This is a genomic window from Shewanella sp. 553, from assembly GCF_059338375.1.
On sequence record NZ_CM181701.1, the window covers coordinates 3795252 to 3820355 of the forward strand.

Genomic DNA, 25104 nt, shown 5'->3' on the forward strand with positions numbered 1-25104 from the left:
GACCAACACGCCGGAGCCCATCCGGCGTGTTGTTATCATACGCTCACAAGAGGGTTTTTATCACATCTATCACTGACAACACCCGCTGTGGTAATGCCGACTTTCGTCTGTAACACAAATAGATAGGCTCGCTCACGGGGACAGATAAAGCGTGCACCTTTATTCGCTCAGGCCGCGTGAACGCTTCAACCGCATAGGCTGGCAACACGGTAAAGCCTAAGCCACGACTCACCGGCTCGAGGATCTGGCTTATCTGGTTAGAAAAGCCGCGCGTTGGCAAGGGCTCACTGTACTCAAACTCGGGATAATTGGCACCTAACAACAAACTGGCATGGTGCGCGCCATCGGGATGATCGATAAACCCCAACTGGGTTAAGCTTGCCCAAGTTAACGAGGGCGACTGCGCTGGTGTCACCAGGAGTAATGACTCCTGCCCCACCTTGTGACCGTGCACTTCGCTTAAGGTCGGTTGCCGTGTCATTAAGCCAATATCACTATCGAGTTGGGCAATGGCCTGCTCAACCCCTGAGTTAGAGGTAAAGCGATAATCGAGCACCAGCTGAGGGTGGAGCTGCTGCAAATCGAGCAAGTCTGCATACAGCTTTAACCCCATGCTGCCAGGCGACATCACCCGCACTATGCCCGCAAAGGGAGGGTCTTGGCGCACCGCCTGTTGTAGCTGCTGCAGCGCCTGCAGTATACCGCCCCCCTGTTGGTAGAGGGTTTGCCCTGCGTCGGTCAGTGAAAACTGCTTGCCCTCACGCACTAACAGTGGCGTGCCCAGCTGCTCTTCTAATTTACGCACATGCTGACTGACGCCAGATTGAGTCATGTGCAAGCGCTCGGCGGTGCGGGTGAAATGCCCTAATTCCACCAAGGTGCAAAAACTTCGTAGCCAAATGGGATTTATCATCACAAAATATAATCAAGTTTTCAGATATTGATAACCTTACATGATTTTGCGTAATTTGTAAGCCACGCCCCACTGTCACCTTGCAATAGCGCGTTGTTAGCTGAACACTCGATACAAAAATGCCAACCCCTAAAGATTGGCATTTTGCTATAAAGCATTGATATTAAGCTTGAATACCCGAATGTCTCAATAGGGCGTCAATCTTGGGTTCGCGGCCCATAAAACGCTTAAATAAGGTCATTGGCTCTAAGCTACCGCCCATCTCTAAGATATTTTCTAAGAAGCTACGTCCGGTTGCCGCATTGAAGATCCCCTCCTCCTCGAAACGAGAAAATGCATCGGCCGATAACACTTCAGCCCACTTGTAGCTGTAGTAACCTGCTGCATAGCCTCCCGCAAAAATATGCGCAAAACCGTGTTGAAAACGGTTAAAGTCGGCAGTGGGGACCACGGCCACTTGGCGTCGAACCTCATCGAGTTTGGCTTGAATTTGCGCCCCCACTTGCGGGTCATACTCATGGTGCAAACGAAAATCAAACAGCGAAAACTCCAACTGACGTAACATCATCATGCCCGATTGGAAGTTTTTCGCCGCCAGCATTTTATCGAGTAGTGCCTTAGGCAGTGGTTCACCCGTTTCAAAATGACCTGAAATTTGGGCTAATGCTTCCTCTTCGTAACACCAGTTTTCCATAAATTGACTCGGTAACTCCACCGCATCCCAAGGTACTCCGTTGATCCCTGACACACCGGCCACATCAATTTGAGTCAACATATGGTGAATACCATGGCCAAACTCGTGGAACAGGGTCGTCACTTCATCATGGGTAAACAGCGCAGGCTTACCCGCCACAGGGGCGTTAAAGTTACAGGTTAAAAAGGCCACCGGATGCTGCAAACCATTAGCGGTTTGACGTCGTACACGACAATCATTCATCCAAGCGCCGCCGCGTTTACCTTCTCTGGCATACAGATCTAAGTAAAAGCTGCCCCTGTGCTGGCCTTGGGCATCTTTTATGGTGAAAAAGCGCACATCTTTATGCCAAGTATCAAATTCGGCTTGCTCTTCAACGGTTAAACCAAACAGACGCGAGACGGTATAGAACAGTCCAGACAGCACGCGATCTTCAGGAAAATAGGGACGCAATAGCTCTTGTGAGATCTCATATCTGTGGTGCTTAAGTTTTTCCGCGTAATAGGTGAGATCCCAGGGTTCGAGCTCGCTCACGCCGTATTCCTGCCTGGCAAATTCGGTCAGTTCGGCTAATTCGGCTTCACCTTGGGCTTTAGAGCGTGTTGCCAACTCTTCTAAGAAGTCGATCACCTGTTGTGGCGACTGCGCCATCTTGGTCGCCAGCGACTTTTCGGCATAGCTCTTAAAGCCCAGCAGCTGTGCTAGCTCGTGGCGTAACGCAAGGATCTCATCCATCAGCGGGCCGTTATCAAATTCACCGGCATTCGGGCCTTGATCCGACGCCCGCGTGACAAACGCGGTATAGCACTCTTGGCGCAGTTGACGGTTATCACTGTAGGTCATCACTGGTAGATAAGAGGGATAATCTAAGGTAAATAACCAGCCTTGCTGCCCCTTGGCTTCTGCCATGGCTTGGGCGGCAGCAATTGCCGACTCTGGCAGACCGGCAAGCTCGGCCTCATCGGTGATCAATTTGCTCCACGCCTGCGTCGCGTCGAGCAGCTGATTAGAGAAGCGACTGGTTAGCTCAGATAAACGCTTCACCAATTTGCCATATTGTTGTTTATCTTCATCGCTCAATCCTACGCCTGACAGCTCAAAATCTCGCAGACTATGCTCGATACTGGTTTGCTGCGCCTGACTCAAGCTGGCAAATTCGGCCGATTCTTTAAGTGATTTATACGCCTGATACAGGCCTTGGTGCTGGCCAACATAGGTGCCGTATTCAGACAGCAGCGGCAAGCAAGCATCATGGGCAGCGCGCCATTCGTCGGTGCTTAACACCGCGTTCATATGCGATATTGGCGACCAAATTTGGCTGAGTTCATCATCGACTTGCTCTAACGGCGCCACAAAATTATCCCAAGTATATGGGCCGCCAGAGGCCAATACTTCATCGATTTTGCGACGACACTGTTCAATCCCATGCTCGACGGCAGGCTGAATATGCTCAGGTTTAATATGCGAAAAAAGCGGTAATTCCGCTTTGCTTAGCAAAGGATTGCTCATGTTGTTTCCTCTAAAGATCGACAGATATACACCACTAAATATGGGCGATGGCCACGTGATTCAAGCATTTGATACCAAACCCGCTTAAAAAGGCTCACTATAACGCTCTCTAGCAGCCGATACACATTAATGTTGTGATCTCGCTTAAAAAAGAGTTAGCCCGCAGCACCTAAAAACATAATTGATAAGCCGGTCTCAAATACAACTTATTCTCATTTTCGTTTGATTTCGGTGACGCTATGATCCACTCCATTCTCGTTCTGTTTAGGCTAATGTTTAACATGAATCGCTTGACCACACCCTTGATCACCACAGCGTTGTTGACAATTGGCACGCCGCTATTGGCGGCGGACATGATCCCCTCAGGCAGCGTCGATGATTTACACCTAAACAATATCATCACCTTCGAGCCATCCTCCAATAACGTTATCATCGACTTAGCATGGGACAACCAATATATTTCCCAAGGCCGTAATAATTTGGACGAGGGGGGCATTTACTGGGCAACTGCCGCTTGGCAACAGCACGATATCACCCTATATGGCACGGTTGGGCGCGCCGATAGCATGACTTACATCGAATGGAACCTCGGCCTAGAATACGCCTTACCTCTTGGTGATCGCTTTGATGGCTCACTAGGCTACCAACGCATCCAAGTCTATGGTGATGAAGAATGCACTGATAACGAACTGTTTGCCTCACTTAGCTACACAAATATTGGCTGGCTCACCCCCTCGATTGCCTATACCTACTCTACTGAAGCTGCAGGCTATTTTGTTGAAGCCAACCTTCACAGTGAGTGGGCGCTTTCACCACAACTAACTATCACCCCTTATGTCACCCAAGGCTTTGATTTTCAATATGCGACTGAAGCACATAATGGCCGTAACCACTTACAGTTAGGCGTCGAAATCCAATATCAATTCAGCCCACAGCTGACCCTGTCGGGCCATATTAGCCACACCTTAGCCCAGCAAGATATTAAGCGTGAGGTGGGCCCCAATAACGGCGACTTAGATCATACCTTTGCCGGCTTACACCTCAACTGGAGCTTATAACGCGCATTTAAAGCGTGTTGCACCTAGGGCTAATCTCAACTAGCTTTAAAGCTGACATAAAGGCAAGGAACGCCTTTAGCAACCATGAGGGACAAGGAATGCCTAATGTTATCCGCAGCGCCATAATCACCTTGATGATACTCAATGCCATTGACGGCAAAGCCCAAGCAGGCGAACCGTTACAATCACTCCAGCCCGCAACGCCACCAACCAGTAAACCGATAACCTTGCCCGCAGACAGCGCGTTAGACAGTGAAGGTAACCCTATCATGATCCCAGACGAGCACCGCAGTGCGCTACATTATCGCCCTCAGGATCTGCCCGCCACTAAGCAATCTAAATCCCAGCGCCGTGAGACCAGTAAAAAGTCAAAAAAAGATAACCGTCAACGCATCGCACAGAGGCAACAAGTAGCCGATGATCCTAGTTGCCGTTGGCTGCATCAACGTATGAACCAATTAAAAAGCAAATTACGGTCACAATCTAAACCCGAGTTTGGCTTTCATCGGGATGAGCTTAATATCCGTAGAAGCGAATGGGCCTGTATGAAATGCGGCGCCGAAGGCCCCTCAGTGAGCGACTACCAAAAATGCCAATACAAGCGCTAACCTCAGTCCATTAATAGCATCAACCCAAAGCACTTACTCAGCATATGGTCTTTGCATAAAGCCAAAAACGCCACTGGTTTGACAAGCGGTTTGCCCCTACAATGACCGCAATATGCAATCGTTCGAATTTGGAGATAATGATGGCTCAACACTTTGACTATATCTGTTTAGGCGCAGGCAGTGGGGGGATCGCCTCGGCAAACCGCGCTGCTATGCGTGGCGCTAAAGTACTGTTGATAGAAGCAAAAGCTCTTGGTGGCACCTGCGTCAACGTAGGTTGTGTGCCTAAAAAAGTCATGTGGTATGGCGCTCAGGTCGCCGAAGCCATGCACTTATATGCCAAAGATTATGGCTTCGATGTGGCGGTCAATAAATTCGATTGGAACAAACTAGTCGAAAGCCGCGAAGCCTATATCAAGCGCATCCACGGTTCATACGACCGCGGCCTTGAAAACAATGGCGTCACCTTAGTGCGCGGTTATGGGCGTTTCATCAATAACAACACCATCGAAGTCAATGGCGAGCATTACAGTGCCGACCATATCCTTATCGCAACCGGCGGTGCACCGACCATTCCTGATATTCCGGGCGCCCAATATGGTATCGACTCTGATGGCTTCTTCGCCCTCAACGAACAACCTAAACGCGTCGCCGTAGTGGGCGCAGGCTACATTGCCGTAGAAGTGGCTGGCGTGCTGCATGCACTGGGCAGCGAGACCCATCTGTTTGTGCGTAAACACGCACCACTGCGCAACTTTGACCCTATGCTAAGCGAAGCCTTGATGGAAAGCATGGCCAGTAACGGTCCAAGCCTGCACACCCATAGCGTGCCACAATCTGTGGTCAAAAATGCCGACAACAGCCTAACGCTCACCTTAGAAAACGGCGAGCAATATGAGGTCGACACCCTTATTTGGGCTATCGGCCGTAAACCATCGACCGATAAAATAGGCCTAGAGCACACCGACGTCACCCTAAACGATAAGGGCTATGTCGTGGTCGATGCACAGCAAAATACCACAGCGAAAGGCATTTACTGCGTCGGTGATATTATCGAAGGCGGCGTCGAATTAACGCCTGTGGCGGTTAAAGCGGGACGTTTATTATCTGAGCGTCTGTTTAATGGCATGACAGAGGCGAAAATGGATTACAGCTTAATCCCAACCGTGGTCTTTAGCCATCCCGCTATCGGCACCATGGGGCTCACAGAGCCAGAAGCTATCGCCCAGTACGGTGAAGCCAATGTCAAAGTGTACACCTCAAGCTTTACCTCTATGTATACCGCCGTCACCGCTCATCGCCAAGCTTGTAAAATGAAGCTTGTCTGCGCTGGCGACAATGAAAAAGTCGTGGGTATTCACGGCATAGGTTATGGAATGGATGAAATACTGCAAGGATTTGGCGTTGCCATGAAGATGGGGGCCACCAAGGCCGATTTCGACGCAGTGGTTGCCATTCACCCCACTGGCGCCGAGGAATTTGTGACGATGCGCTGATAGCTTCTGGCTAAGCATCGATTAATCCATGAATAGTGGTTAAAAGGTTATGCCCTTAAGGACATAACCTTTTTTATTGCGCCGCGTCCTCGCCGAATTAATCCCATAGCTGGCCAATATTATGCTTAATTGCTGGCGCTTACTGCAGCGTTCAAAAGCCCGCAGCTATTGGCAACCAACATCCACAACAGTGCACCACGCTAGTCAATTTAATGTTCGTCACCCACCCATTAACAACAGCTTAAAACGATCGCTTACGCCTTAGCAAAAACCGCCGTGCTCACAAGCAAAAAACCTTATTGTGACGACAAAAATAATTAGCTTTGCAGCCTGCGCTTTTAGCCCTAATGTCGCGTCCTTATTTTTAAGCAGTAACAGCAAACAATCGAATGATAAACCAAGTGAAAATGCCAATATCAATGCCTTGATATGATTTATGGCTATATTTAATCAACGGCAATAATCCAGCTAACGATTAAATGTGTTACTGTTTAGTTAACATGCCATCATGACCATAGGTTTCACTCTTACCTGCTGATTTAATCTGAAATTTTATGCCTTAGGTAGACTAAGGTCGCTATTAAGGAACATAGTTATGCGCATCGCAATTCTGTCTCGAAACGAAAACCTCTATTCAACTCGTCGCCTAAAAGAAGCTGGTGAAGCTCGTGGCCATGAGGTCGATATTATCGACACCCTGCATTGCTACATGGACATCACCAGCAGTAATCCAACCGTACGCTACATGGGTAAAGTATTGCCTAAGTATGATGCCGTTATTCCACGCATTGGCTCGTCGATCACTTTTTACGGTACGGCGGTGGTGCGTCAATTTGAGATGATGGGCACGTTTTGCGTCAACGAATCGGTGGCCATCAGCCGCTCGCGCGACAAACTGCGCTCACTGCAATTGCTATCGCGTAAAGGCATTGGTTTGCCGCGCACTGGGTTTGCTAGCAAACCCGATAAAATCAAAGATTTGATTAAAAATGTCGGCGGCGCGCCACTGGTCATTAAGCTGCTTGAAGGCACCCAAGGTATTGGCGTGGTATTGGCCGAAACCACTAAGGCGGCCGAAAGTGTCATCGAAGCCTTTATGGGGCTTAAAGCCAACATTTTAGTACAAGAGTTTATTAAAGAAGCGGGCGGCGCTGATATTCGTTGTTTTGTTGTGGGTGATAAAGTCGTGGCCGCCATGAAGCGTCAAGCGGCCGAAGGCGAGTTTCGTTCCAACCTGCACCGCGGTGGTATCGCGCAACTGGTGAAGTTAAGCAAAGAGGAGCGCGCCACAGCACTCAACGCAGCCAAGGCGATGGGGCTTAATCTGTGCGGTGTCGATATTTTGCAATCTAATCATGGTCCAGTGGTCATGGAAGTTAACTCATCACCAGGATTAGAAGGCATCGAACAAGCAACCGAGAAAGATGTTGCTGGGCTGATTTATGCCTTTATCGAAAAAAATGCCAAACCTCATGCCAATAAAACACGTGGTAAAGGCTAATGGATAACTCAGCCTTACACATTGGCGGAGTCGATATTCTCCCAGGCGAGCAGCGTCAACTGCAACTGCCCGTCGCTAGCCTGTACACCGACACCCAAGTGTCGATGCCAGTGCATGTGATGCGGGGCAAAAAGCCTGGGCCTAAGGTGTTTATTAGTGCGGCGGTGCATGGGGATGAACTCAATGGTATTGAGATCATCCGCCGCTTACTGCAGCTGAATATCAAACTCACTAAAGGCACACTCATTTTAGTGCCTATGGTCAATGTGTATGGCGTATTAAACCAGAGCCGTTATATGCCAGACAGGCGCGACCTTAACCGCAGCTTCCCAGGGTCGCAAAAAGGGTCGCTGGCGGGGCGAGTGGCTTACACCTTTATCAACAGCATAGTGCGCCATTGTGATTATGGTATAGACCTACATACTGGCGCGATTCATCGCTCTAATTTACCGCAAATCAGAGCTAATTTAGACGACAGTGAAACATTAGCCTTGGCACAAGCCTTTGGCGTGCCAGTACTGCTCAATGCCAATGTGCGGGACGGCTCCCTGCGCGAAGCAGCGGTGAATAATGGCGCGCGGGTACTATTGTATGAGGCTGGCGAAGCCTTACGCTTTGATGAGTTATCAATTCAAACTGGGGTCAGAGGCATACTCAATGTCTTGTCATCTCTGGGCGTGATGCGTAAACGCCGCTTACGCCAAAAAATAGCGCCCTTTGTGGCCAACCGTAGCGACTGGACACGCGCCGCGGCGAGTGGTTTTGTGTGTGAATTTGCCAAGCTGGGCGCCTATGTTGAACAGGGCGAGGTGTTGGCTGAAATCAACAACCCCATGGGCGAGCTTATCCAGCAAGTAACCTCGAATCGCGCTGGTATTGTCATAGGTAAACAAAATATCCCCCTCGTGTTGGAGGGTGATGCTATGTTCCATATCGCCTATTTTGGCAGTGCTGCCGATGAAGTGGTTGAGCATATTGAGATCATGAACGAACAGATCACCCCTATCACCACTCCCGTGATATGAAGGCTCACCAGAGCGGGGTAATTTTATTTTGTTAGGATAAAAACATGAAAAAAATCATTATTGGCAATCTAGAAATATGCCACCTACCCGATCTCGGTATTAGTGACCTGCAGGTGCGGATCGACACCGGGGCTAAGACATCATCCTTACACGTCGACAACCTAAAACGTGTTAAAGTTGGCGGCCGACCTTATGTCGAATTCGATCTGCATCCCGATGTGTATAATTTGGATCAGACGGTACACTGTAAAGCACCAATGCATGACTCTCGCAGGATAAAATCCTCTAATGGCGAAGTTGAGCAGCGCTGTGTTATCCAGACCACCTTGCAATTGGGTGATCATCAATGGCCTATCGAGCTGACACTAAGCAACCGTCAGGATATGACCTATTTGATGCTGCTTGGCCGCGAAGGGATGGGCGACCGCGTGCTGGTTGACCCAGCACAAAGCTTTTTACTCGATTGCTAGCGGGAACAATCGCTAATCACGTGATTTAGTAACAGATAAACAGCGTCGCTTTTAGCTCATGTCGGTTATCATAGCCGACATGAAACGGCTAGTGCATTGAGTAATATCATCAATGGACTGCAGCCTGTAGTACGCCACGGCGCATCGCCGCATGTTGGCCTGTCACTCGTTTGATTACAAGGATATTTCCATGGCAATGCCTGAACATGAGCCTCTTAATGAAGAGGAAATAAGAGACGACCTATTATCTCGGGTCATCGACATTGTCAGCCACCCAGAAGAACAAGAATCTGCCTCGCTGGCCTTTATCAGTGACTACAGTGACGCCGATTTAGCCAACCTATTCGAGTCCATCACAGACCAATACCGTGCGGTCGTGTGTCGCTACATTCCTGCCGAGCGTGGCTGGGCTATCTTACACCTGCTGCATTATGAAACCGCACGCCATGTGCTCGATATTCTGACCGACGCGCAGATGCAGGAATTGCTTAAGCGCATCACAGAAATTGATGTACTGACCTTCGCCGAAATCTTACCCAGTGACGTGGTCGAAGATTATCTCGAGCAACAAGAGTCTCTCACCATAGAGCAGATGCAACAGGCTCTAAGCTATCAAGATGAGGAAGTGGGACGTTACCTCAATAATGATATTTTACGCTCACGCCCAACAGCTCCAGTTAGAAGAGTGCTAGAGCGCATCGCAAAGTATCCCGAACGAGATTTTGTTGCGGTTTATGCCGTCGATGCCCAAGGCGAATACCAAGGCGCATGCACCATAGAGCAGCTTCACAATGTGGCTCCGAGTACGCCACTGGCTGACATTATTGTGGAAGTGGACCCCATCAACGACGATCAAGATATTACTAAAGCGGCGCAACATCTTAATCCCGTGACTGGCTTTGCGTGGCATCCGGTACAAAAAGAGGGCAAGATCATTGGCGCAATAGCGGTGTCCATTTTGATGCAACGCCTCAAAGAGCGTAGTTTAGAAGTGCTGGCCTCAGAAACGGCGCAAGATGAAGAAGATCTGTTTACTCCGGTCACCGTTGCCGCCAGAATGCGCGCTATCTGGTTAACAACCAACTTATTAACCGCCTTTTTAGCCTCTTGGGTCATTGGCTTATTTGGTGATGCGCTGCAACAAGTGGTGGCACTGGCTATCTTAATGCCTGTGGTTGCCAGTATGGGCGGTATTGCCGGTAGCCAAACCTTGGCAGTGGCGCTACGCGGTATTGCACTTAACCACTTAAAACGCAGCAACTTAAAACTGCTACTCGACAAAGAACTTAAAATTGCCGCCTTTAACGGCGTGTTGCTGGGCGCCTTAATTGGGGTGGTAGTGAGCTTTTGGTTTAACTCGGTGCCGCTGGGTGGCATTATTTTTGTCGCCATTGTGTTTAACAGTTTGGCCGCGGCCTCATCGGGCACGGTGATCCCCTTTGTACTCAAACAGATGAAGATTGATCCTGCCGTTGCGGGCTCGGTGATCTTAACCACAGTGACTGATGTGGTCGGGTTCTTTATCTTCTTAGGCTTAGGCAGCTTATTGCTGCTACCTTAAGCGCCTATAACGTGGGCAATCTCAGTTGCCCACGTTTACCCTCACCAACTTATAAAAGATTAAATAAAATTGAATCTTAAGATAAGGCTTATTGAATTTATTAGAACCTAAGTGCTAGTTATACTGCGGCAATCACACTAGAACTCGATCACCTTGTAGATGAAATCTTTGTTTAGCCAACTCATTGACCAGCCTTCACGGCTGATTTTTATGCTGTGCGCCCTGCTCTGTTTAACTCCGGTTATCTCTTCACCTATCGCCTTAGTGCTGGGCTTTACGTTGGCCAGCCTTGGCTTGGTTCCCAGCCAATGGGATATCGGCGCGTTAACCAAAAAACTGCTGGCTTATTCCATCATCGGCTTAGGTTTTGGTATTGAGCTTGAAACGGCGCTCAGTGCCAGCCTCGACAACCTCGGCTTAATCCTAGGTTCAATTGTATTTACCTTAATCTTGGGCACCCTGCTCACTCGGCTGCTCAAGCTAGACCACAAGCTCGGCCATATGATTGCCGCGGGTACCGCCATCTGTGGCGGTAGCGCCATTGCTGCAGTGTCTCCAGCCATCAAAGCTGACAGCCAGCAAACTGCTCTGGCACTCGCCACCGTATTTGTACTTAACTCGGTAGCCCTATTTCTGTTTCCCGCCTTAGGGCATCTATTAGAGATGAGCCAATATCACTTTGGTATATGGAGTGCGATTGCGATCCATGACACCTCCTCAGTGGTCGGTGCGGCTTCTGCCTATGGTGATGAAGCATTAGTCACCGCCACCACCATTAAGCTGGCGCGCGCCCTGTGGATAGTGCCACTGGCATTCATTAGCGCCATGGTATTTGGCGGTAACAAGCGCAAGGTATCTGTGCCGCTATTTATTGTGTTTTATTGTGTCGCCATCGCCATCGCCCATTACCTCCCCCAAGGGCAGGCGGCTTATGAAGCCATCTTTATGTTGTCAAAGCGGGTGCTGGTTTTGTGTCTATTTTTGATTGGCGCGGGGATCACTCTACGCAAGATGCGTCAGGCAGGTGCTAAGCCGATGATATTAGGCTTACTGCTTTGGGTCGCGATTGGGCTGGGTTCGTTATTGTATATCATTCACTTTAGTTGAGCCGTTTATCCGCCACACTAAGGCTAAGATCACTACAAATGCGCCAATATCGATAAGGGCGCGAATCAGACCTGTGGTGAGCATCGAGGCCATAACGAAGATGCCACAACAGATTATAATCAGCCACTTTTCCATTTTGCCTCCGCTGGGCGCTATGTTGAAGTGGCCATTATTTATCGGTATCTAGCATTCACCAAATACCTATTCTTACTAACAAATAGCTCAATAAGCTAACCAGCCACACTGCTGGCGATGACGATAGACTGTGACACAAGACGATGCTGACGTTAACGCCCTTAATCGATTCATTAATAGAAGGGCGTCGGGTCGACATCTAAGCTGCTGGGCGAGAGCCCGCGCTCGATATGCACATCATGTTTTAATAGATCCACCATCACCACATCGGTATAGCGTTTATGGGTATTAGAGTAGAAACACTTAAGCACGGGATGCAACGCATCACGATCTTTCGCATCCCACACAATCCCCACGCGACCATCAGACAGTTGCACCAAAGAACCCACAGGATAAATGCCGATACAGCGGATAAACTCATATACTAATGCCTCGTCTAAATGAAACGGGGTTAAGCTGAGTAGGATCTTAAACGCCGCGGCTGGACTCATCGCCTCTTTGTAGCAACGCGTAGCGGTAAGTGCATCAAAAATATCGACAATGCAGCTCATGCGACCATGCAGGCTTATCTGCTGGCCAGCAAGACCATTAGGATAACCTTTGCCATCGAGCTTTTCATGGTGCATCAAACAGACATCACGACTGATCTGGGACAAGCCTTGGGTATCTGCCAGTATCTCTTTGGCAAACACCTGATGTAACTTCATATGCTCAAACTCTGCGGGCGTTAGCCTGCCGGGCTTATGCAAGATGTTGTTGTCGACCTTCACCTTGCCGATATCATGCAAGATACCGCCTACGGCTAACTGTTTAAGCTCGTCACGTTCAAGGGCCAAATACTTACCAAAGGTCACTAATAAAAAGGCCACATTGATAGAGTGCTCCAGCAAATAGGCATCTTTAGAACGCAGCGCTGAAATACATTTAAAGGCATCGGCGTCTAACATGACTGACTCAATCATGTTCTCTGCTAAATCTTCAAACGGCTCAACGGCAACGGCCTTGCCTTCAAAGGTTTCAGACAAGACTTTTTGCACCAGATCTTTTGCCTCTGCCATTAAGCGTTTGGCTTTATCTTGTGACTGTTCTCGACTGATTTTTTTTACGATAGGAGGAGCCGGTGCCAGCGCGACTTTAGGAGGCGTTAGGCCGCAACTCGGGTCCGAACGATTAACATCGACCCAAACATATTTGAGGTTATTTTTAATTAGCTGCTGGATAGCCGCAGTACTTTTAATTTGCCCAGGATGAGCAATATTAACTTGACCTTGCCGCTCTATCGCCGTGACATACATGCCTATAGACAAGCGCCGCACTGCAATTTTTATAATGTCCGCTTTGTTACCCACTGTTTCACCATCTGCGCCAAGCCTCACCACGAGCTCTCTAACCACTTTCAATCTAGTCAGGATCCAGCCCAACAGGGCCAATTCACAACATCAAGCTCTAAGGGCGCCATGTTATGCTGAGCACACTAAAACTACCACTCATTTTTGCGTATTTTAGGTGGCTCAGCGGTGAAATAAATTATGCCAACATAAACAGAATGTTAACTCACCTTACCTCGCAGTTAATACGGTACATTCAATCGCGTCCACTAACCAACGGCGGCGAGCACAATTGACACAAGAGCGTAGCTGATCATCGACCTGCTCATCTTCGTCGTCGGCGATAAAGTGCTGGCACTGAGCCGCAATATGACGAGCCGCTTGATAATTGTCAGCCTCAACGGCTAACTGCCAACGTCCCTGATGTAGACTAAAATACTGTGTCATAGCGGCCCCATTAATAATGCTTCAGTTGTTGTTTTAGGGCGTTGCGCCAAACACCCTCTTGCTGATACACCAACAGGCAAACTTGATGTTCGCGGTACACCGCCTTCACCTTACCTGACAGTTGCAACGGCGTTTTAAAACACAGTGGCTCACCGCTGTCGGTTAGCACACAATCGACGCCTGTTTGTTCAATCGCCTCGGCAACCGACAATTCCACCGTGCCCGCTTCCAGCCCGGGTAGCTTAAATTGCCCCTTGATCCGGCCATCATTACCTTGCAAACGCAGTCCTAATCCTGCCATGGCGCCAATGACACCTTGGCCAGTGCCACCATGCTCACTTAAGTGAATACCTTGTGCATGCGCTAAGGCGTAAGCTTCAGCCTTGGTTTTCACCACCTTCTTAGCCGCCAGCCCAAAGTCGATTAAGGCTTGATGATCGCAAGCAGCTTGTAGATCGAGCAAGGCGATGCCAGGATCGGACGCCGACGCGCATTCTTGCAGTAAATGGTTAACGGCTATCTCCAAGATCTGAGCCTGACACAAAGGCGTTCGCACTTGAAAACACATGGCGCTATTGTGTGACGTGTAGGGAATATCTGGATGCACAAATAGCTGATGGCGAGTCACAAACGCGCAGCGGCTAGGCTGGCCTGCCGATAATTTTAAGGCAATTTCTTCGGCGATCTCACCCGTGCCTTTAGTGCCAATATCATCGGTATCATCGATACAGACTAACCAAGACGCTAACCCCTGTTGACTCTTCATCATTACAGCTCCTCACGGTCTAACAGATCATGGCTTCTCAAACGTTGTAATACTGGCGGTACCAATAACGCCGCCAGTACAGCAAAAAAACCACCAAACACTAAGCTTTTAGCCAGTTGCAATAGCACCACCTCAAGGCTTAGCCCCACTAAAATATCCTCAATCGTTCCCTTACTCGCCCATGCCACAGTAGCCACTAGGGCTAAGATAATGCAGCGCCATTTGAGTGCCAGCACAGTCGGCAACAGCAGTAAGCACAGATCCATGGCGGCTGCGGGCAAGGCAAATTTAAGCACGATAAAGGGGCCCCCTTTGCCGACACTCAACATCATCGCCATTAAGCCAGCCAAGATGCCACACACAGTGATCGCCCCTTTTTTACCGACGGCGCCATAGCAAATAAGATAAAAAAAAGTCATCAAAAACATCGAGTGTCCGGTCAAGCCTAACTTGAGTCGCAGCAACCCTTTTAAGGCCACCAAGAGCGTGGCGCAAAAGCCAATAAATAGCGCATCGTGCAGTGTAAAACCTTTATTGTGCATGTAATTTAATCTCATTAATCGGGCCAGTGGGTTGGCTTATGGTGGACACCGAAGCGGCGTAATTTAGCGGCTAAGGCCATCTGTTTAGACAGTTTTAGCAGTTGAATTAATAACGGGTAGAGCACACAGTAAATCAGCTCGCCCCAATGTTTCGGTCGACACAAGGCTTTGGGCGTTATCTTCGCGCCGCGCATCACCTGCATCTGATAAATCTCCTTCACCTCCAAGCCAATTCGCGGCAGCAAACTAAAGCTGGCCGCCATCACAAAGGCCCATTTGTGCGGTAAACACCAACTCAATACCTCGCCAATGCGTTGGGGCGCGCAAGTAATGGATAACCACCAGCCGGGAATCATCGCCAGTAATATGCGTACCACCGCCAGCACAGCCTCACCTATCCGCTCGCCCCCATGTAGCAGCAGGTAAAGTGCGCAAGTGATCGCCAATTGAGTCGTAAACAGTAAGCATAATCCTTTAACACCGCCGCCCAAATAGCGCCCTTGGAGTAACAGCACACCATTAAACAGGGCGATAACCGATAAAAACTGATCGGGTACAAAAAAAGCACTGCTCGACAGACACAGGCTTAACAAGATACACAGGGCACACAACTTAGGATTTTTAACGATAAAGTGCTGCGTCATGTCGTTATCTGCCGACGTAACGTGGCCCCTTGCCTTGCTCTGCTTAACCCACACGAGCATACCTTTCATCTTGCTCAGTCAACTCAGCTCCCGTGAGACATTGCAGACGCTTATCGCTAATGTGCCACACCTGATCGATAGGCAATAAGTACAGCGGTCGATGGCTAGCCAATACGATGGCACAGCCTTGCTCGCTCAGGGTTAAAATTAACTTGGCTACCTGGTAGAAGAAGCCACTATCTAGCCCAGCAAAGGGATCGTCCAGCAGCAAGATTTGTGGCTGCAAACAGGCCAATGACGCAAGCGCCACTAAATGCTGCTGCCCATAAGAGAGTTGGTGTGGCGATTGAGAGGCCAGCGCCGACAAGCCTAATCTAGCGAGCATTTGCGGCGCACGTTCGAGCGGCAACCCATAACGTTTTAAACTAAATTGCATCTCTTCGATGACGCTTGACTCAAATAACTGCCGGCTTGGTCGTTGATGTAATAGCGCCAATTGATGCCCATACACACCTAACTTAGGACGTTGATTTAAAACTGAAATACAGAGATTACCCACATCGGCCTGAATACCGGCTAAACATTTAAGCAAGGTGCTTTTGCCTGTGCCATTGTCACCCGTTAAGGCCACGATTTCACCAGGGTACAAACACAGAGCATCACTTTGAAACAATAACGGCTGGCCGCTAAAACCCACCTTAAAAGGCCCGGCATGGATAACCGGAGCCTGCATCGCAGACGTATTAGGCTTAGTGCGCGCGCCGGCCATACTAAGCAGTGCTGGCTCGGCATCATCCTCCTGATAAGGATGCAGCCGCCCAGCATCGAGCAGCCACCTGTGGGTCACGCAACTCGAAAAGGCACGCTTATGATGCTCAACAATCACGATTGCCATACCGGCCTGTTGCAGCTGTGCTAACAGTGCCGTGAGTTCCTGTACCCCTTGATTATCGAGCTGCGCCCACGGCTCATCGAGCAGTAATATATCGGGTTGCAGTACTAACTGCGCCGCAATCATTAAACGGTATCTTTGTCCTAACGACAGGGTCTCTATGGGGGTTTCTAAGCTAATAAACAGCCCGACGTTACGCAGGGCTTGGCTGACTTGGGCATGCATATCTTGCGCTGCCACCCCTAAGTTTTCCAATGCAAATGCCACCTCGGCGCCTAGGGTTTGTCGCAGCAATTGCACATTGGGATCTTGCATCACGACACCTAAGCACAGCGGCGACGCGCAATGGCGATCGCCCACAAAGGGACGTTCCATCACGCCTAAGATCAGTTTTAACAGGGTCGATTTACCTGAGCCAGTATGGCCGTGGATCATCTGGCAATCACCGGCCTTGATAGTAAAATCAAGATTATCAAACAGCGGCTTAGCCGCTGTTTGATAATGAAAACTGATTTGTCGCAATTGAAGTAGCTGCATCAGAACACTCAGTCTATATCTGCCGTCTAGATCTGCCAGTTAATGCCTAAGAACACCTGTCTACCCGCTTGAGGTAACGCCTCACTCTGGTAGTAATGTTCGTCAAGCAAGTTACTGGCACGCAGATACACAGATAAGTTATCCCCCATGATGGGTTGAATTAAGTTGAGATCCACCAAGGTATAGTCAGCTAAATCTTGCTCAACCAACACCTTCTGTCCCGCGACCTTTTGTTGCTGTTGAAACACCTGCCCCATTATGTGCTCAATATTAATATTGATACGTGTAGCGAAAGGCAGCTCGTAATCGGCTTGCAGCCTTAATTGATGACGCGGACGATACTCTAAGGTTGCTAGCCCAGGAGCTGCGTCTTTATCTTCGCTATCGAGGAAGCTATAGGCAAAGGTCACGGCTAGCTTATCAATGCTGTGGTTACTCAGTGCCACATCGACGCCGGTGAACTGATAGCGCCCCATGTTTTGGTATACGCCATCCTTATCTTTAGCAATATAGTTGTCGGCATCGGTGTAGAACCCAGCGATATTCAAGTCGGTGTTATACCCCAAACCTTGATCGACACTCAGCTCGATATGCTCGGAAGTTTCCGCTTGCAATGCTTCGTTACCTGAAGATAACGCATACAGATTACGCATTGATGGGAAACGTACTTTACGCGCGAGCCCTAAGTTCACCCGCGTCGCGTCTAATACCTGCCAATAACCGGCCACTTGCGCCGAATAATCGGTTTCATCGTCTTGCACGCGATCTTGTTGATGCAGTGCTGCACCGACGGTTGCACCTAAGTGATCGTGTTGATACTGATACTCGAGCGCCGCAGTGTACATCCATGAAGTATCGTCAAAGGTTTCCCCAGAGCCGCCACCTGAGCCATTACCACCGCCCGTGCCTGAGCCACTACCGCCGCCCGTACCTGAGCCACTGCCGCCACCCGAGCCTGAGCCACTGCCGCCACCCGAGCCTGAGCCACTGCCGCCACCCGAGCCTGAGCCACTGCCGCCACCCGAGCCTGAGCCACTGCCGCCGCCCGTACCTGAGCCACTGGTATCAAAGCTGTCGCTGCTCGACTCCCAGCTTTGGTGCTCGGCTAATACTGCTCCTGTTAGCAGCTGACCATGCTTAAAGTCGGCGATAAATTGCACGTTAGCACCACTCATTGTTGAGCGACCATCTAAACGCTGCTCGATTAGTTGATAGTTGTCATCGACATAGCGATTTTCTAACACGTCAGATTGGTTTTGATAGGCAAAGCCACGTAGGGTATATCTGTCATTAAATTGATGTGCCATGCCCAATTGAACTGTATGCGCCTGGTAATCATCGACCCGCTCAAATTTAGGGTTACGACTCGTGGTGCCATCAACCGCAGGCTTACCCCAGTCACCCTCACTCAAGTTAACGTTCGCCATCAGTTCGGTACGATCCGATAACCAATATGAACCTTGGCCGAACAGGCTATTGACCGTTTTAGCAGAATTTAAGCGCGTATCGCCCTGTTGCAATGCCGTATCAGGTTGATCACCAGACACAGGCCAGCCATCGGTTTGCTGTCTCGATAACGAGAGCAATCCTTGCCACTGTGCCCCTGAACCCGCCATGGTCAGGTCACCGGCAAAAGTATCATTGTCGGCGCCTTCAAGGTGTCCCGACAGTAAGGGGGCGTTATCGCCCTCTTTAGTACGAATGTTGATCACGCCGCCTGCACCGCCCGGGCCATACAACACAGAGGTGGGGCCTACCGATACCGTCACTGAGGCGATTTGACTCGCGGGGATCACACTAGGATCAAATTGACCATCTTCGGCGCCATTTGCTGGCACGCCATTAATGAGATAGATAACATGGCGCGCTTTAAAACCACGAATATCGACACGCGGAGTGCCTTGGCCACCCACGCGCACAAACACACCCGGGGCATTTTTAAGTACTTGATCGAGACTCTGTACGCCTAAGGCTTGGATTTCATCGGCGGTAATACGCCATGTGGTCGTGCTCTGCTGCTGCGCCGTTGGCTTTTCGCCCGTCACCACAATCACTTCTGACACATCTAAAATAGGGGTTCTATTGGCATTATCAGCCAACACCATAGGACTGCTACCCACCGCAAGAGCGACCAACGACAATTTGATTATTTTTTGATTTTTATACATTTTTAATTAACACTCCGAGTAACCTAATCGCATCATTGTTCAATGTTACGATAGTGGTCTCAAGCGCTCTAAAAACAAAAACCAACCCAGATCGACTAATTACGACTTTGTCTGTGCTTTACTCCCCCCTCGGTGGACATTTTGTCCAATAAGAAAATCACTTAAGACAAAAGTACGCAGTTTTTATCTATCAATAAACCAAATATAAATAAACAATATTTGGACAAGTTCACAGCTTAACTCCCTGTAACTTGACAGTCTTTTACCGGCACATTAGGTTGTGGGAAAGATTCTTATTAGCAATACACCATAAGTCTCTACATTGCATATTGGTGGCGATTGTTGCCATCAAACAAAGATACTTATCGATAAAGCTGGAGTATTTATTGAGCGTTTTCTCGCTATCCCAAGCCATAGCATCCTTAACTAGCACACTTGAGCAACTGGAGATCCATCAGTACGGCGAGCCGATCATTCAGCTGTCTGTGTCTGTGGCTCCCTTGCCCTCTATTGCGTGGTTAGCGAGCCAGTCGTGTTATCCCAAAGTGTACTGGCGCGGGCGTGACACCCAACAAGAGGTCGCAGCTGTCGGGGCGTGCAAAGATTTTATGTTTGAAGATGCTGTCGATGACAGCCAGCTGTGTGCCGCCTATCAGCAGCAGCGCGCATTGTCGAGCAATCCAGAGATCCGCTACTACGGTGGTGTGGCGTTCGATCGTAATACCGATTGCTGGCCAGAATATGGCCGGGCACATTTTATCTTGCCTCGTATCGAATTACGCCGCAGCGGTAATGAGTACAAGTTATTAATTAATCTCAATATTGAAATTAATGACATCGAAAGCGAGCGTCAGTTAGCGCTCGATGCACTGCAGCAATTGTCACCGCCAGCGCCCTTATCGGCGCCCAATAAAATCCACCTGCTCAGTCGCAGCGATCGCCCCAATCAGCAGCGCTGGCGTGAGCTGGTCAATCAGGTCACCCAAGATAAATTTATTCAAGATACCCCCAAAGTGGTGCTGTCACGGCTCACTCAACTGGAAGTGAACGAGAAAGTCGATCCCTGGATGCTGCTCGCCAGTTGGCAGGGGCGCAATCAAAACAGTTTTCAATTTGGCTTCCAGTTTAGTCCAGACAGCGCCTATATCTCTTGCACGCCCGAACGCTTATACCGCCGCTGTCAGCGCGAGTTGTTTACCGAAGCATTAGCGGGTACCACCACTCGTGGCCTTAATGAAGAGGAAGATGCACTGCTGGCCAAAGCGCTCATCGATGACAGTAAAAACAGCCATGAAAACCAACTGGTACGCCAACATATTGTCGATGCGCTCACGCCGCTGAGTAATTATGTCGGTGCCGATGAGCTCGCTAAGATATTTAAACTTAGCCATATTCAACATCTACACCGGGCGATCAGAGCCGAGCTCAAACCAGGCGTGAACGATTTTCAGATTTTATTAGCCCTGCACCCCACCCCAGCGGTAGGCGGTTTACCCAGAGAGTCGGCGATTAATTTTATTCGCCAGCGCGAGGGGTACACCCGCGGTTGGTATGCGGGCGCCTGTGGTTACTTCAACAAATATGAGAGTGAGTTTGCGGTGGCCATTCGCAGCGCCTTGATTGAACCAGGCAGAATCAACCTTTTTGCAGGTGCTGGCATTGTGGCTGGCTCCGAGGCCGACGCCGAATGGGGCGAGCTGGAAAACAAACTGGCGACCATACTGTCGATACTCACCGAAGTGTAACAACCCTAACCTCTATCGTATTCAATGCCTGCCGTTATCTAGCGATACTAAGCAGGCTTCCCCCTGTAAGCACAGAATATCTGGCCTGATGCAGCTAAAAACGTCAATTATGCTTGTACATTGGTAGTAATTATCTATAATTTGCCGCCCAAATCGATAGACCCCATTGCTGCTGGTCACTCTGATAACTTAAGGGTTCTTAAGTAGTGTACGTAAGCAAGGTGTCGTCATAAGCGCTAAACTTACGGCGATGCACAATGGATAAGATTCACCTTAGCGGGTTCCCTCACCCCGCATTAACCGACTAAAAAGGCCACAAGATGTTAATGTTATCTCGCGCGCAATTGCAGCGTGCTCTATTACTGTTAGTCAGTTTTCATATACTGATCATTGCAGCCAGTAACTACTTAGTTCAACTTCCTTTTCAACTGTTTGGCTTTCACACCACTTGGGGTGCGTTTAGCTTTCCGTTTGTGTATCTCGCGACCGATTTAACCGTGCGGATTTTCGGCCAGCAGCATGCGCGTCAAATCATCCTTAAAGCCATGTTACCGGCATTGGTGATCTCCTATTTTATTGGGGTATTGTTTCATCAAGGCAGCTTTCAAGGCGCGCAGTCGTTAGCCGAATTCAATAGCTTTGTCTTTCGCATCGCCTTTGCTAGCTTTGCCGCTTATTTGGTGGGGCAGCTCATGGATATTCGCGTATTTGCCAAACTAAGAAGCACAAAATCATGGTGGGTGGCACCAGCGGCATCGACCGTTGTAGGCAATCTTATTGATACTTTAGTGTTTTTTAGTGTAGCTTTTTACGCCTCTAGCGATACTTTCATGGCTACCCACTGGCCCGAAATTGCCACCGTCGATTACGGCTTTAAATTGATGGTTAGTTTAGGTCTGTTCCTGCCAGCCTATGGCGTATTGCTCAAGGTACTGCAAGATCGGATTTTAGCCTCAAAACCACACAACGAACTGGCCTGACCAGTTGTTTTAGGCTATCATCGCGGCACTTTTTTAATCAATTCCAAGTGCCGCTTTGGTGGCATTGTTGTCTGGAGATCTAAAGATGTACACCACGACGATTGCCCGTCATAGCGACCTGAGCGATGACTTATTGCAAACGCTAATCACCCTAGCTCAGCAAATCCCTGAATTTGATGGCCGTTATACTATTGAAGATTATCGCGCCCGCTTAACCAATAAACCTATGTTGCTTCAACTGATGAGTGTTGAGGGTGAATTAGCAGGCTTTAAAATAGGCTACAGCGAACAGCCAGGCCAATTTTATAGCTGGCTTGGCGGCATACTGCCCGAGTACAGACAGCTAGGGCTGGCCAAAACCTTACTGGCCGATCAAGAGGCTTGGGCAAAAGCACACGGGTTTGAGCGCATAGCGGTTAACACCTACAACCAGTTTACTAGCATGCTGCAGATGCTGATTAAACAAGGTTATAAAGTGGTAGGCCTACAGACAAACAAAGAGCAAGTTGACAATAATAAATTGTTTTTAAACAAGTTATTAAATTGATCGCAATGGCGTTGTTATTTACACGTAAATAACTTGCCAACCCAAATGATAATGACTATCATTTACATGCGTTCCAAAGCTCAGTTTAATTAGCACTTCATCTCTGCTTAATGATTGGGTTATATGCTTAACATTGCTCACGTACTTTTTCGCCGGAATATTTTTATTCCGGCTTTTTTTTACCTGCAATTAAGCGCTCCCCCATATCACTTTAATGATAAGCCTTATCGGCCTTTATCCTTAGCCATAAAAACGGCAGCTCAAGGGCTGCCGTTTTGGTATTGATAGGGTTTAGCCTCTATTTTTATTGGTCATATTGCTGGAGAAATGTAACCCACCATAAGGCGGATTTAATTGATCATCTTTGGCCTTATGGTATAAACCAATGGTAAACAGGGTTCCCTTACCTAAGATTGAGCTGACCTCGATGGTGCCACCTATCCGTTTAATAATACCGTAGCTGAGTGACAAGCCTAAGCCAGTGCCATCTTTACGTGTGGTATAGAAGGGGTCAAAAATCCGTCCGAGCTGCTCCTCGGGAATGCCTTTGCCCTCATCTTCAATCTCAATTTTAACCCCCACAGGCTCACCGTGTTGCAACCAGTCGTAGGTGCGGATCTTGATGCGTCCACGACCGTCCATTGCATGGGCAGCGTTAACGACCAAATTGATCAACACCTGCAGCAATTGAGGCCGATTCACCTCGATGGGATAGCTAGCGTTAAGCTCTTGGATCAATACCACCTCCTGCTGCTGCACCGAGTGACGCACCAAAATCAGCATCTCTTCGATAATGGGCGTCAGCTGATGCATCTCCAGCGGCGCATTAAATTCACCGGGCCGACTGTACTGCAACAGACTACGAATAATGGTACTGATGCGGCCAACCTGTTGGATCACTATCTCAATCTCTTCTTCAACGTCAGCCGCCTGATCGCCCAGCTCATACTTAAGCAGCTCCATATTACCTAAGATCACCGCCGTCGGATTATTGATCTCATGGGCAATACCGGCTGTTAGCTCGCCGAGTGCGGTTAACTTCTCATTAGTGACCAACTGCTGACGCGTCTCGTTTAACAAGGCCACGTTACGCTGTAGTTCTTCGGTTTTTTCTTGCAGGCTGCGGGTGCGCTCTTCGACTTTCACTTCTAGCTGCTCGGCCGCCGCTTGAATTTGGCTATTACGCCGCTGAAGTAAATCGAGCATGCGATCAAATTGCTCAGCCAGATCCGACAGCTCATTATCTTGCTCGAGCCCGAGTGAACCAATACGTAAATTACGCCCCGACTGCACCGCTTTGACCACGTGATGGATCCGCTCTATCGGCAGTAATAAGCTATAGGCGCCGCGGTATACCAGTAAGCCTGACACCAGTAAGACCAACATTAAGATGGTGCCGAGCTCGATAATATTAAGCAGATAATTATGAATAAAGGGCGATTCGGAAAAGCCGGTGTAGATCATGCCGATACGTTTGCCGCGAATATCGGTCAACGGCGCATAGGCCGAGATAAACCAGTCGTTATAGACAAAGGCCCTATCGACCCAAAGCTGGCCATTAATCAAGACTTTTTGGCGCACCTCTTCAGACACTAAACTGCCTAACGCGCGCCCCTGTTTCTCACTGTTTTGCGGCGAGAAATGCAATGGTACATTGGTACTGATACGGATGTTGTCTAAAAAAATGGTCACGGTACCGATAGAGCGCTCTGGCAGTGTGCCTTTGTCGTACACCAAGTCGCGAATATGGTCGACAATGCGCATATCTCGGTTAAGCAAAATGCCGCCATCGAGATACCAGCCAACAGTGCCATCGTTACCGACAATGGGTAACAGGCTACGACTGAGCATGCCGCGCTTTTCTACCACCTTACTGGGTTTCTGTGAGCGTGGCGTATCAACAAGCGGGATCACCGCTGCCGCGTCAAGCTGTTCGCCCAAGCGCGCTAAACGCTGCGGTGGAAGCACCATCAGCCCAGAAACAGCTGCTGTATTGTTGGTTTTAGGTAGCATCATGCGCAAGTCGGGATCAGCAGCCGCCTCTGCAACACTGATAAGCCGCAAAAAATCGAGATGCAACGCCGCCTTTTGTTGCCCCAGCAAGGCGCTAATGTCATCGGCTAAGATGGGCGCTTTGGGGTCGAGTTGGCGAAAGGCGTTTTGAAACTCCCACGACACCATCACCTGTTTAAGCAGATCTTCTTGCTTAGCCTGCACCGCATCCAAAGTATTGCGCGCCACGGTGAGGTCAGCTTTAACCTTCATAAACAGCTGCTTGCCCGTGTAGCTAATGTTCCAATAGATGGTAATAAACACTAGGCTGACTAGGGTCAATAAAATCGGCAGCAAGGTTAATACTAAAATTCGGTAGCGTACTTTAGCCTGCAGTTGCTGCCAGTTAACACCAAACAGTCGAGGAAAAAACGCCACC

The 25104-nt window shown here is 49.1% G+C and carries 22 protein-coding genes and 1 pseudogene; 11 read left to right on the plus strand and 12 right to left on the minus strand.

The window, feature by feature from the left end:
* Nucleotides 1-43 precede the first annotated feature (43 nt).
* Both AC5YBZ_RS16755 and prlC read right to left on the minus strand, forming a co-directional pair.
* Entirely contained in the window at nt 44-913 is an 870-nt protein-coding gene (locus tag AC5YBZ_RS16755; RefSeq protein WP_494521564.1) for a LysR family transcriptional regulator, read from the minus strand.
* Between the two features lie 163 nt (nt 914-1076).
* Complete coding sequence (gene prlC, locus AC5YBZ_RS16760) at nt 1077-3116, minus strand: oligopeptidase A (protein WP_494543234.1); 2040 nt, start codon at nt 3114-3116, stop codon at nt 1077-1079.
* A gap of 281 nt (nt 3117-3397) precedes the next feature.
* Here prlC and AC5YBZ_RS16765 point away from each other — a divergent pair, with 281 nt between their 5' ends.
* The 8 genes from AC5YBZ_RS16765 to AC5YBZ_RS16800 all read left to right on the plus strand — a co-directional run bounded on the left by AC5YBZ_RS16765 (nt 3398) and on the right by AC5YBZ_RS16800 (nt 11942).
* Nucleotides 3398-4174 carry a hypothetical protein gene (locus AC5YBZ_RS16765; RefSeq protein ID WP_494520576.1) on the plus strand — a complete coding sequence of 259 codons (777 nt, stop codon included), beginning with the start codon at nt 3398-3400 and terminating at the stop codon, nt 4172-4174.
* A gap of 98 nt (nt 4175-4272) precedes the next feature.
* Nucleotides 4273-4782: a hypothetical protein gene (locus AC5YBZ_RS16770; RefSeq protein WP_494520575.1), complete on the plus strand. Its 510-nt coding sequence runs from the start codon at nt 4273-4275 to the stop codon at nt 4780-4782.
* Nucleotides 4783-4922: 140 nt separating this feature from the next.
* Nucleotides 4923-6278 (plus strand): glutathione-disulfide reductase, encoded by a 1356-nt coding sequence (gorA, locus tag AC5YBZ_RS16775; protein WP_494521563.1) that lies wholly within the window; start codon nt 4923-4925, stop codon nt 6276-6278.
* A 595-nt stretch (nt 6279-6873) separates the two neighbouring features.
* On the plus strand, nt 6874-7779 hold the full coding sequence (rimK, locus tag AC5YBZ_RS16780) for a 30S ribosomal protein S6--L-glutamate ligase (RefSeq protein WP_494520574.1): 906 nt from the start codon (nt 6874-6876) through the stop codon (nt 7777-7779).
* Nucleotides 7779-8804, plus strand: coding sequence for a succinylglutamate desuccinylase/aspartoacylase family protein (locus AC5YBZ_RS16785; protein ID WP_494520573.1), 1026 nt, complete (start codon nt 7779-7781; stop codon nt 8802-8804). The genes rimK and AC5YBZ_RS16785 overlap by 1 nt, the downstream gene beginning before the upstream one ends.
* Before the next feature lie 44 nt (nt 8805-8848).
* Nucleotides 8849-9274: an ATP-dependent zinc protease family protein gene (locus AC5YBZ_RS16790; protein WP_494520572.1), complete on the plus strand. Its 426-nt coding sequence runs from the start codon at nt 8849-8851 to the stop codon at nt 9272-9274.
* Between the two features lie 190 nt (nt 9275-9464).
* A complete protein-coding gene (locus tag AC5YBZ_RS16795) occupies nt 9465-10835 on the plus strand; it encodes a magnesium transporter (protein ID WP_494520571.1) in 1371 nt (456 codons plus the stop codon).
* Between the two features lie 159 nt (nt 10836-10994).
* Nucleotides 10995-11942: a YeiH family protein gene (locus AC5YBZ_RS16800; protein ID WP_494543235.1), complete on the plus strand. Its 948-nt coding sequence runs from the start codon at nt 10995-10997 to the stop codon at nt 11940-11942.
* On the opposite strand, the gene AC5YBZ_RS16805 is transcribed toward AC5YBZ_RS16800, so the two are convergent.
* The 9 genes and pseudogenes from AC5YBZ_RS16805 to AC5YBZ_RS16845 all read right to left on the minus strand — a co-directional run bounded on the left by AC5YBZ_RS16805 (nt 11916) and on the right by AC5YBZ_RS16845 (nt 19401).
* The gene (locus tag AC5YBZ_RS16805) at nt 11916-12077 is read right to left on the minus strand and encodes a hypothetical protein (protein ID WP_494543236.1); all 162 of its coding nucleotides are present in this window, start codon (nt 12075-12077) and stop codon (nt 11916-11918) included. The genes AC5YBZ_RS16800 and AC5YBZ_RS16805 overlap by 27 nt on opposite strands.
* A 173-nt stretch (nt 12078-12250) precedes the next feature.
* The gene (locus AC5YBZ_RS16810) at nt 12251-13426 is read right to left on the minus strand and encodes a cyclic di-GMP phosphodiesterase (RefSeq protein ID WP_494520569.1); all 1176 of its coding nucleotides are present in this window, start codon (nt 13424-13426) and stop codon (nt 12251-12253) included.
* A 210-nt stretch (nt 13427-13636) separates the two neighbouring features.
* The gene (locus AC5YBZ_RS16815; protein WP_475515235.1) at nt 13637-13852 is read right to left on the minus strand and encodes a hypothetical protein; all 216 of its coding nucleotides are present in this window, start codon (nt 13850-13852) and stop codon (nt 13637-13639) included.
* 10 nt (nt 13853-13862) lie between these two features.
* Entirely contained in the window at nt 13863-14621 is a 759-nt protein-coding gene (locus AC5YBZ_RS16820; RefSeq protein WP_494520568.1) for a DNA-binding protein, read from the minus strand.
* Nucleotides 14621-15160 carry a core component of ECF transporter gene (locus tag AC5YBZ_RS16825; protein ID WP_494520567.1) on the minus strand — a complete coding sequence of 180 codons (540 nt, stop codon included), beginning with the start codon at nt 15158-15160 and terminating at the stop codon, nt 14621-14623. Before AC5YBZ_RS16825 ends, AC5YBZ_RS16820 begins: the two co-directional genes overlap by 1 nt.
* A 14-nt stretch (nt 15161-15174) precedes the next feature.
* A complete protein-coding gene (locus AC5YBZ_RS16830; protein ID WP_494524126.1) occupies nt 15175-15873 on the minus strand; it encodes a CbiQ family ECF transporter T component in 699 nt (232 codons plus the stop codon).
* On the minus strand, nt 15848-16699 hold the full coding sequence (locus AC5YBZ_RS16835; RefSeq protein ID WP_494543740.1) for an ABC transporter ATP-binding protein: 852 nt from the start codon (nt 16697-16699) through the stop codon (nt 15848-15850). The genes AC5YBZ_RS16830 and AC5YBZ_RS16835 overlap by 26 nt, the downstream gene beginning before the upstream one ends.
* 78 nt (nt 16700-16777) lie before the next feature.
* Nucleotides 16778-17233, minus strand: a pseudogene (locus tag AC5YBZ_RS16840) (ABC transporter ATP-binding protein); the annotation flags it as partial.
* A 26-nt stretch (nt 17234-17259) separates the two neighbouring features.
* On the minus strand, nt 17260-19401 hold the full coding sequence (locus tag AC5YBZ_RS16845; RefSeq protein ID WP_494543237.1) for a TonB-dependent receptor: 2142 nt from the start codon (nt 19399-19401) through the stop codon (nt 17260-17262).
* A gap of 386 nt (nt 19402-19787) precedes the next feature.
* On the opposite strand from AC5YBZ_RS16845, the gene AC5YBZ_RS16850 reads away from it, so the two are divergent.
* The 3 genes from AC5YBZ_RS16850 (at nt 19788) to AC5YBZ_RS16860 (ending at nt 22673) form a co-directional block, all read left to right on the plus strand.
* On the plus strand, nt 19788-21146 hold the full coding sequence (locus tag AC5YBZ_RS16850) for an isochorismate synthase (RefSeq protein ID WP_494524128.1): 1359 nt from the start codon (nt 19788-19790) through the stop codon (nt 21144-21146).
* 320 nt (nt 21147-21466) lie between these two features.
* Nucleotides 21467-22126 carry a 7-cyano-7-deazaguanine/7-aminomethyl-7-deazaguanine transporter gene (locus AC5YBZ_RS16855; protein WP_494524129.1) on the plus strand — a complete coding sequence of 220 codons (660 nt, stop codon included), beginning with the start codon at nt 21467-21469 and terminating at the stop codon, nt 22124-22126.
* A gap of 85 nt (nt 22127-22211) precedes the next feature.
* Nucleotides 22212-22673 carry a GNAT family N-acetyltransferase gene (locus tag AC5YBZ_RS16860; RefSeq protein WP_494543238.1) on the plus strand — a complete coding sequence of 154 codons (462 nt, stop codon included), beginning with the start codon at nt 22212-22214 and terminating at the stop codon, nt 22671-22673.
* 291 nt (nt 22674-22964) lie between these two features.
* On the opposite strand, the gene AC5YBZ_RS16865 is transcribed toward AC5YBZ_RS16860, so the two are convergent.
* Nucleotides 22965-25103, minus strand: coding sequence for a sensor histidine kinase (locus AC5YBZ_RS16865; protein WP_494520561.1), 2139 nt, complete (start codon nt 25101-25103; stop codon nt 22965-22967).
* Nucleotide 25104 lies beyond the last annotated feature (1 nt).

Excerpts from the sequence above, each read along its gene's own strand:
- AC5YBZ_RS16755 (WP_494521564.1), bottom strand. The coding sequence starts at position 913 with ATGATAAATCCCATTTGGCTACGAAGTTTTTGCACCTTGGTGGAATTA.
- prlC (WP_494543234.1), bottom strand. The coding sequence starts at position 3,116 with ATGAGCAATCCTTTGCTAAGCAAAGCGGAATTACCGCTTTTTTCGCAT.
- AC5YBZ_RS16765 (WP_494520576.1), top strand. The coding sequence starts at position 3,398 with ATGAATCGCTTGACCACACCCTTGATCACCACAGCGTTGTTGACAATT.
- AC5YBZ_RS16770 (WP_494520575.1), top strand. The coding sequence starts at position 4,273 with ATGCCTAATGTTATCCGCAGCGCCATAATCACCTTGATGATACTCAAT.
- gorA (WP_494521563.1), top strand. The coding sequence starts at position 4,923 with ATGGCTCAACACTTTGACTATATCTGTTTAGGCGCAGGCAGTGGGGGG.
- rimK (WP_494520574.1), top strand. The coding sequence starts at position 6,874 with ATGCGCATCGCAATTCTGTCTCGAAACGAAAACCTCTATTCAACTCGT.
- AC5YBZ_RS16785 (WP_494520573.1), top strand. The coding sequence starts at position 7,779 with ATGGATAACTCAGCCTTACACATTGGCGGAGTCGATATTCTCCCAGGC.
- AC5YBZ_RS16790 (WP_494520572.1), top strand. The coding sequence starts at position 8,849 with ATGAAAAAAATCATTATTGGCAATCTAGAAATATGCCACCTACCCGAT.
- AC5YBZ_RS16795 (WP_494520571.1), top strand. The coding sequence starts at position 9,465 with ATGGCAATGCCTGAACATGAGCCTCTTAATGAAGAGGAAATAAGAGAC.
- AC5YBZ_RS16800 (WP_494543235.1), top strand. The coding sequence starts at position 10,995 with ATGAAATCTTTGTTTAGCCAACTCATTGACCAGCCTTCACGGCTGATT.
- AC5YBZ_RS16805 (WP_494543236.1), bottom strand. The coding sequence starts at position 12,077 with ATGGAAAAGTGGCTGATTATAATCTGTTGTGGCATCTTCGTTATGGCC.
- AC5YBZ_RS16815 (WP_475515235.1), bottom strand. The coding sequence starts at position 13,852 with ATGACACAGTATTTTAGTCTACATCAGGGACGTTGGCAGTTAGCCGTT.
- AC5YBZ_RS16820 (WP_494520568.1), bottom strand. The coding sequence starts at position 14,621 with ATGATGAAGAGTCAACAGGGGTTAGCGTCTTGGTTAGTCTGTATCGAT.
- AC5YBZ_RS16825 (WP_494520567.1), bottom strand. The coding sequence starts at position 15,160 with ATGCACAATAAAGGTTTTACACTGCACGATGCGCTATTTATTGGCTTT.
- AC5YBZ_RS16830 (WP_494524126.1), bottom strand. The coding sequence starts at position 15,873 with ATGAAAGGTATGCTCGTGTGGGTTAAGCAGAGCAAGGCAAGGGGCCAC.
- AC5YBZ_RS16835 (WP_494543740.1), bottom strand. The coding sequence starts at position 16,699 with ATGGCAATCGTGATTGTTGAGCATCATAAGCGTGCCTTTTCGAGTTGC.
- AC5YBZ_RS16845 (WP_494543237.1), bottom strand. The coding sequence starts at position 19,401 with ATGTATAAAAATCAAAAAATAATCAAATTGTCGTTGGTCGCTCTTGCG.
- AC5YBZ_RS16855 (WP_494524129.1), top strand. The coding sequence starts at position 21,467 with ATGTTAATGTTATCTCGCGCGCAATTGCAGCGTGCTCTATTACTGTTA.
- AC5YBZ_RS16860 (WP_494543238.1), top strand. The coding sequence starts at position 22,212 with ATGTACACCACGACGATTGCCCGTCATAGCGACCTGAGCGATGACTTA.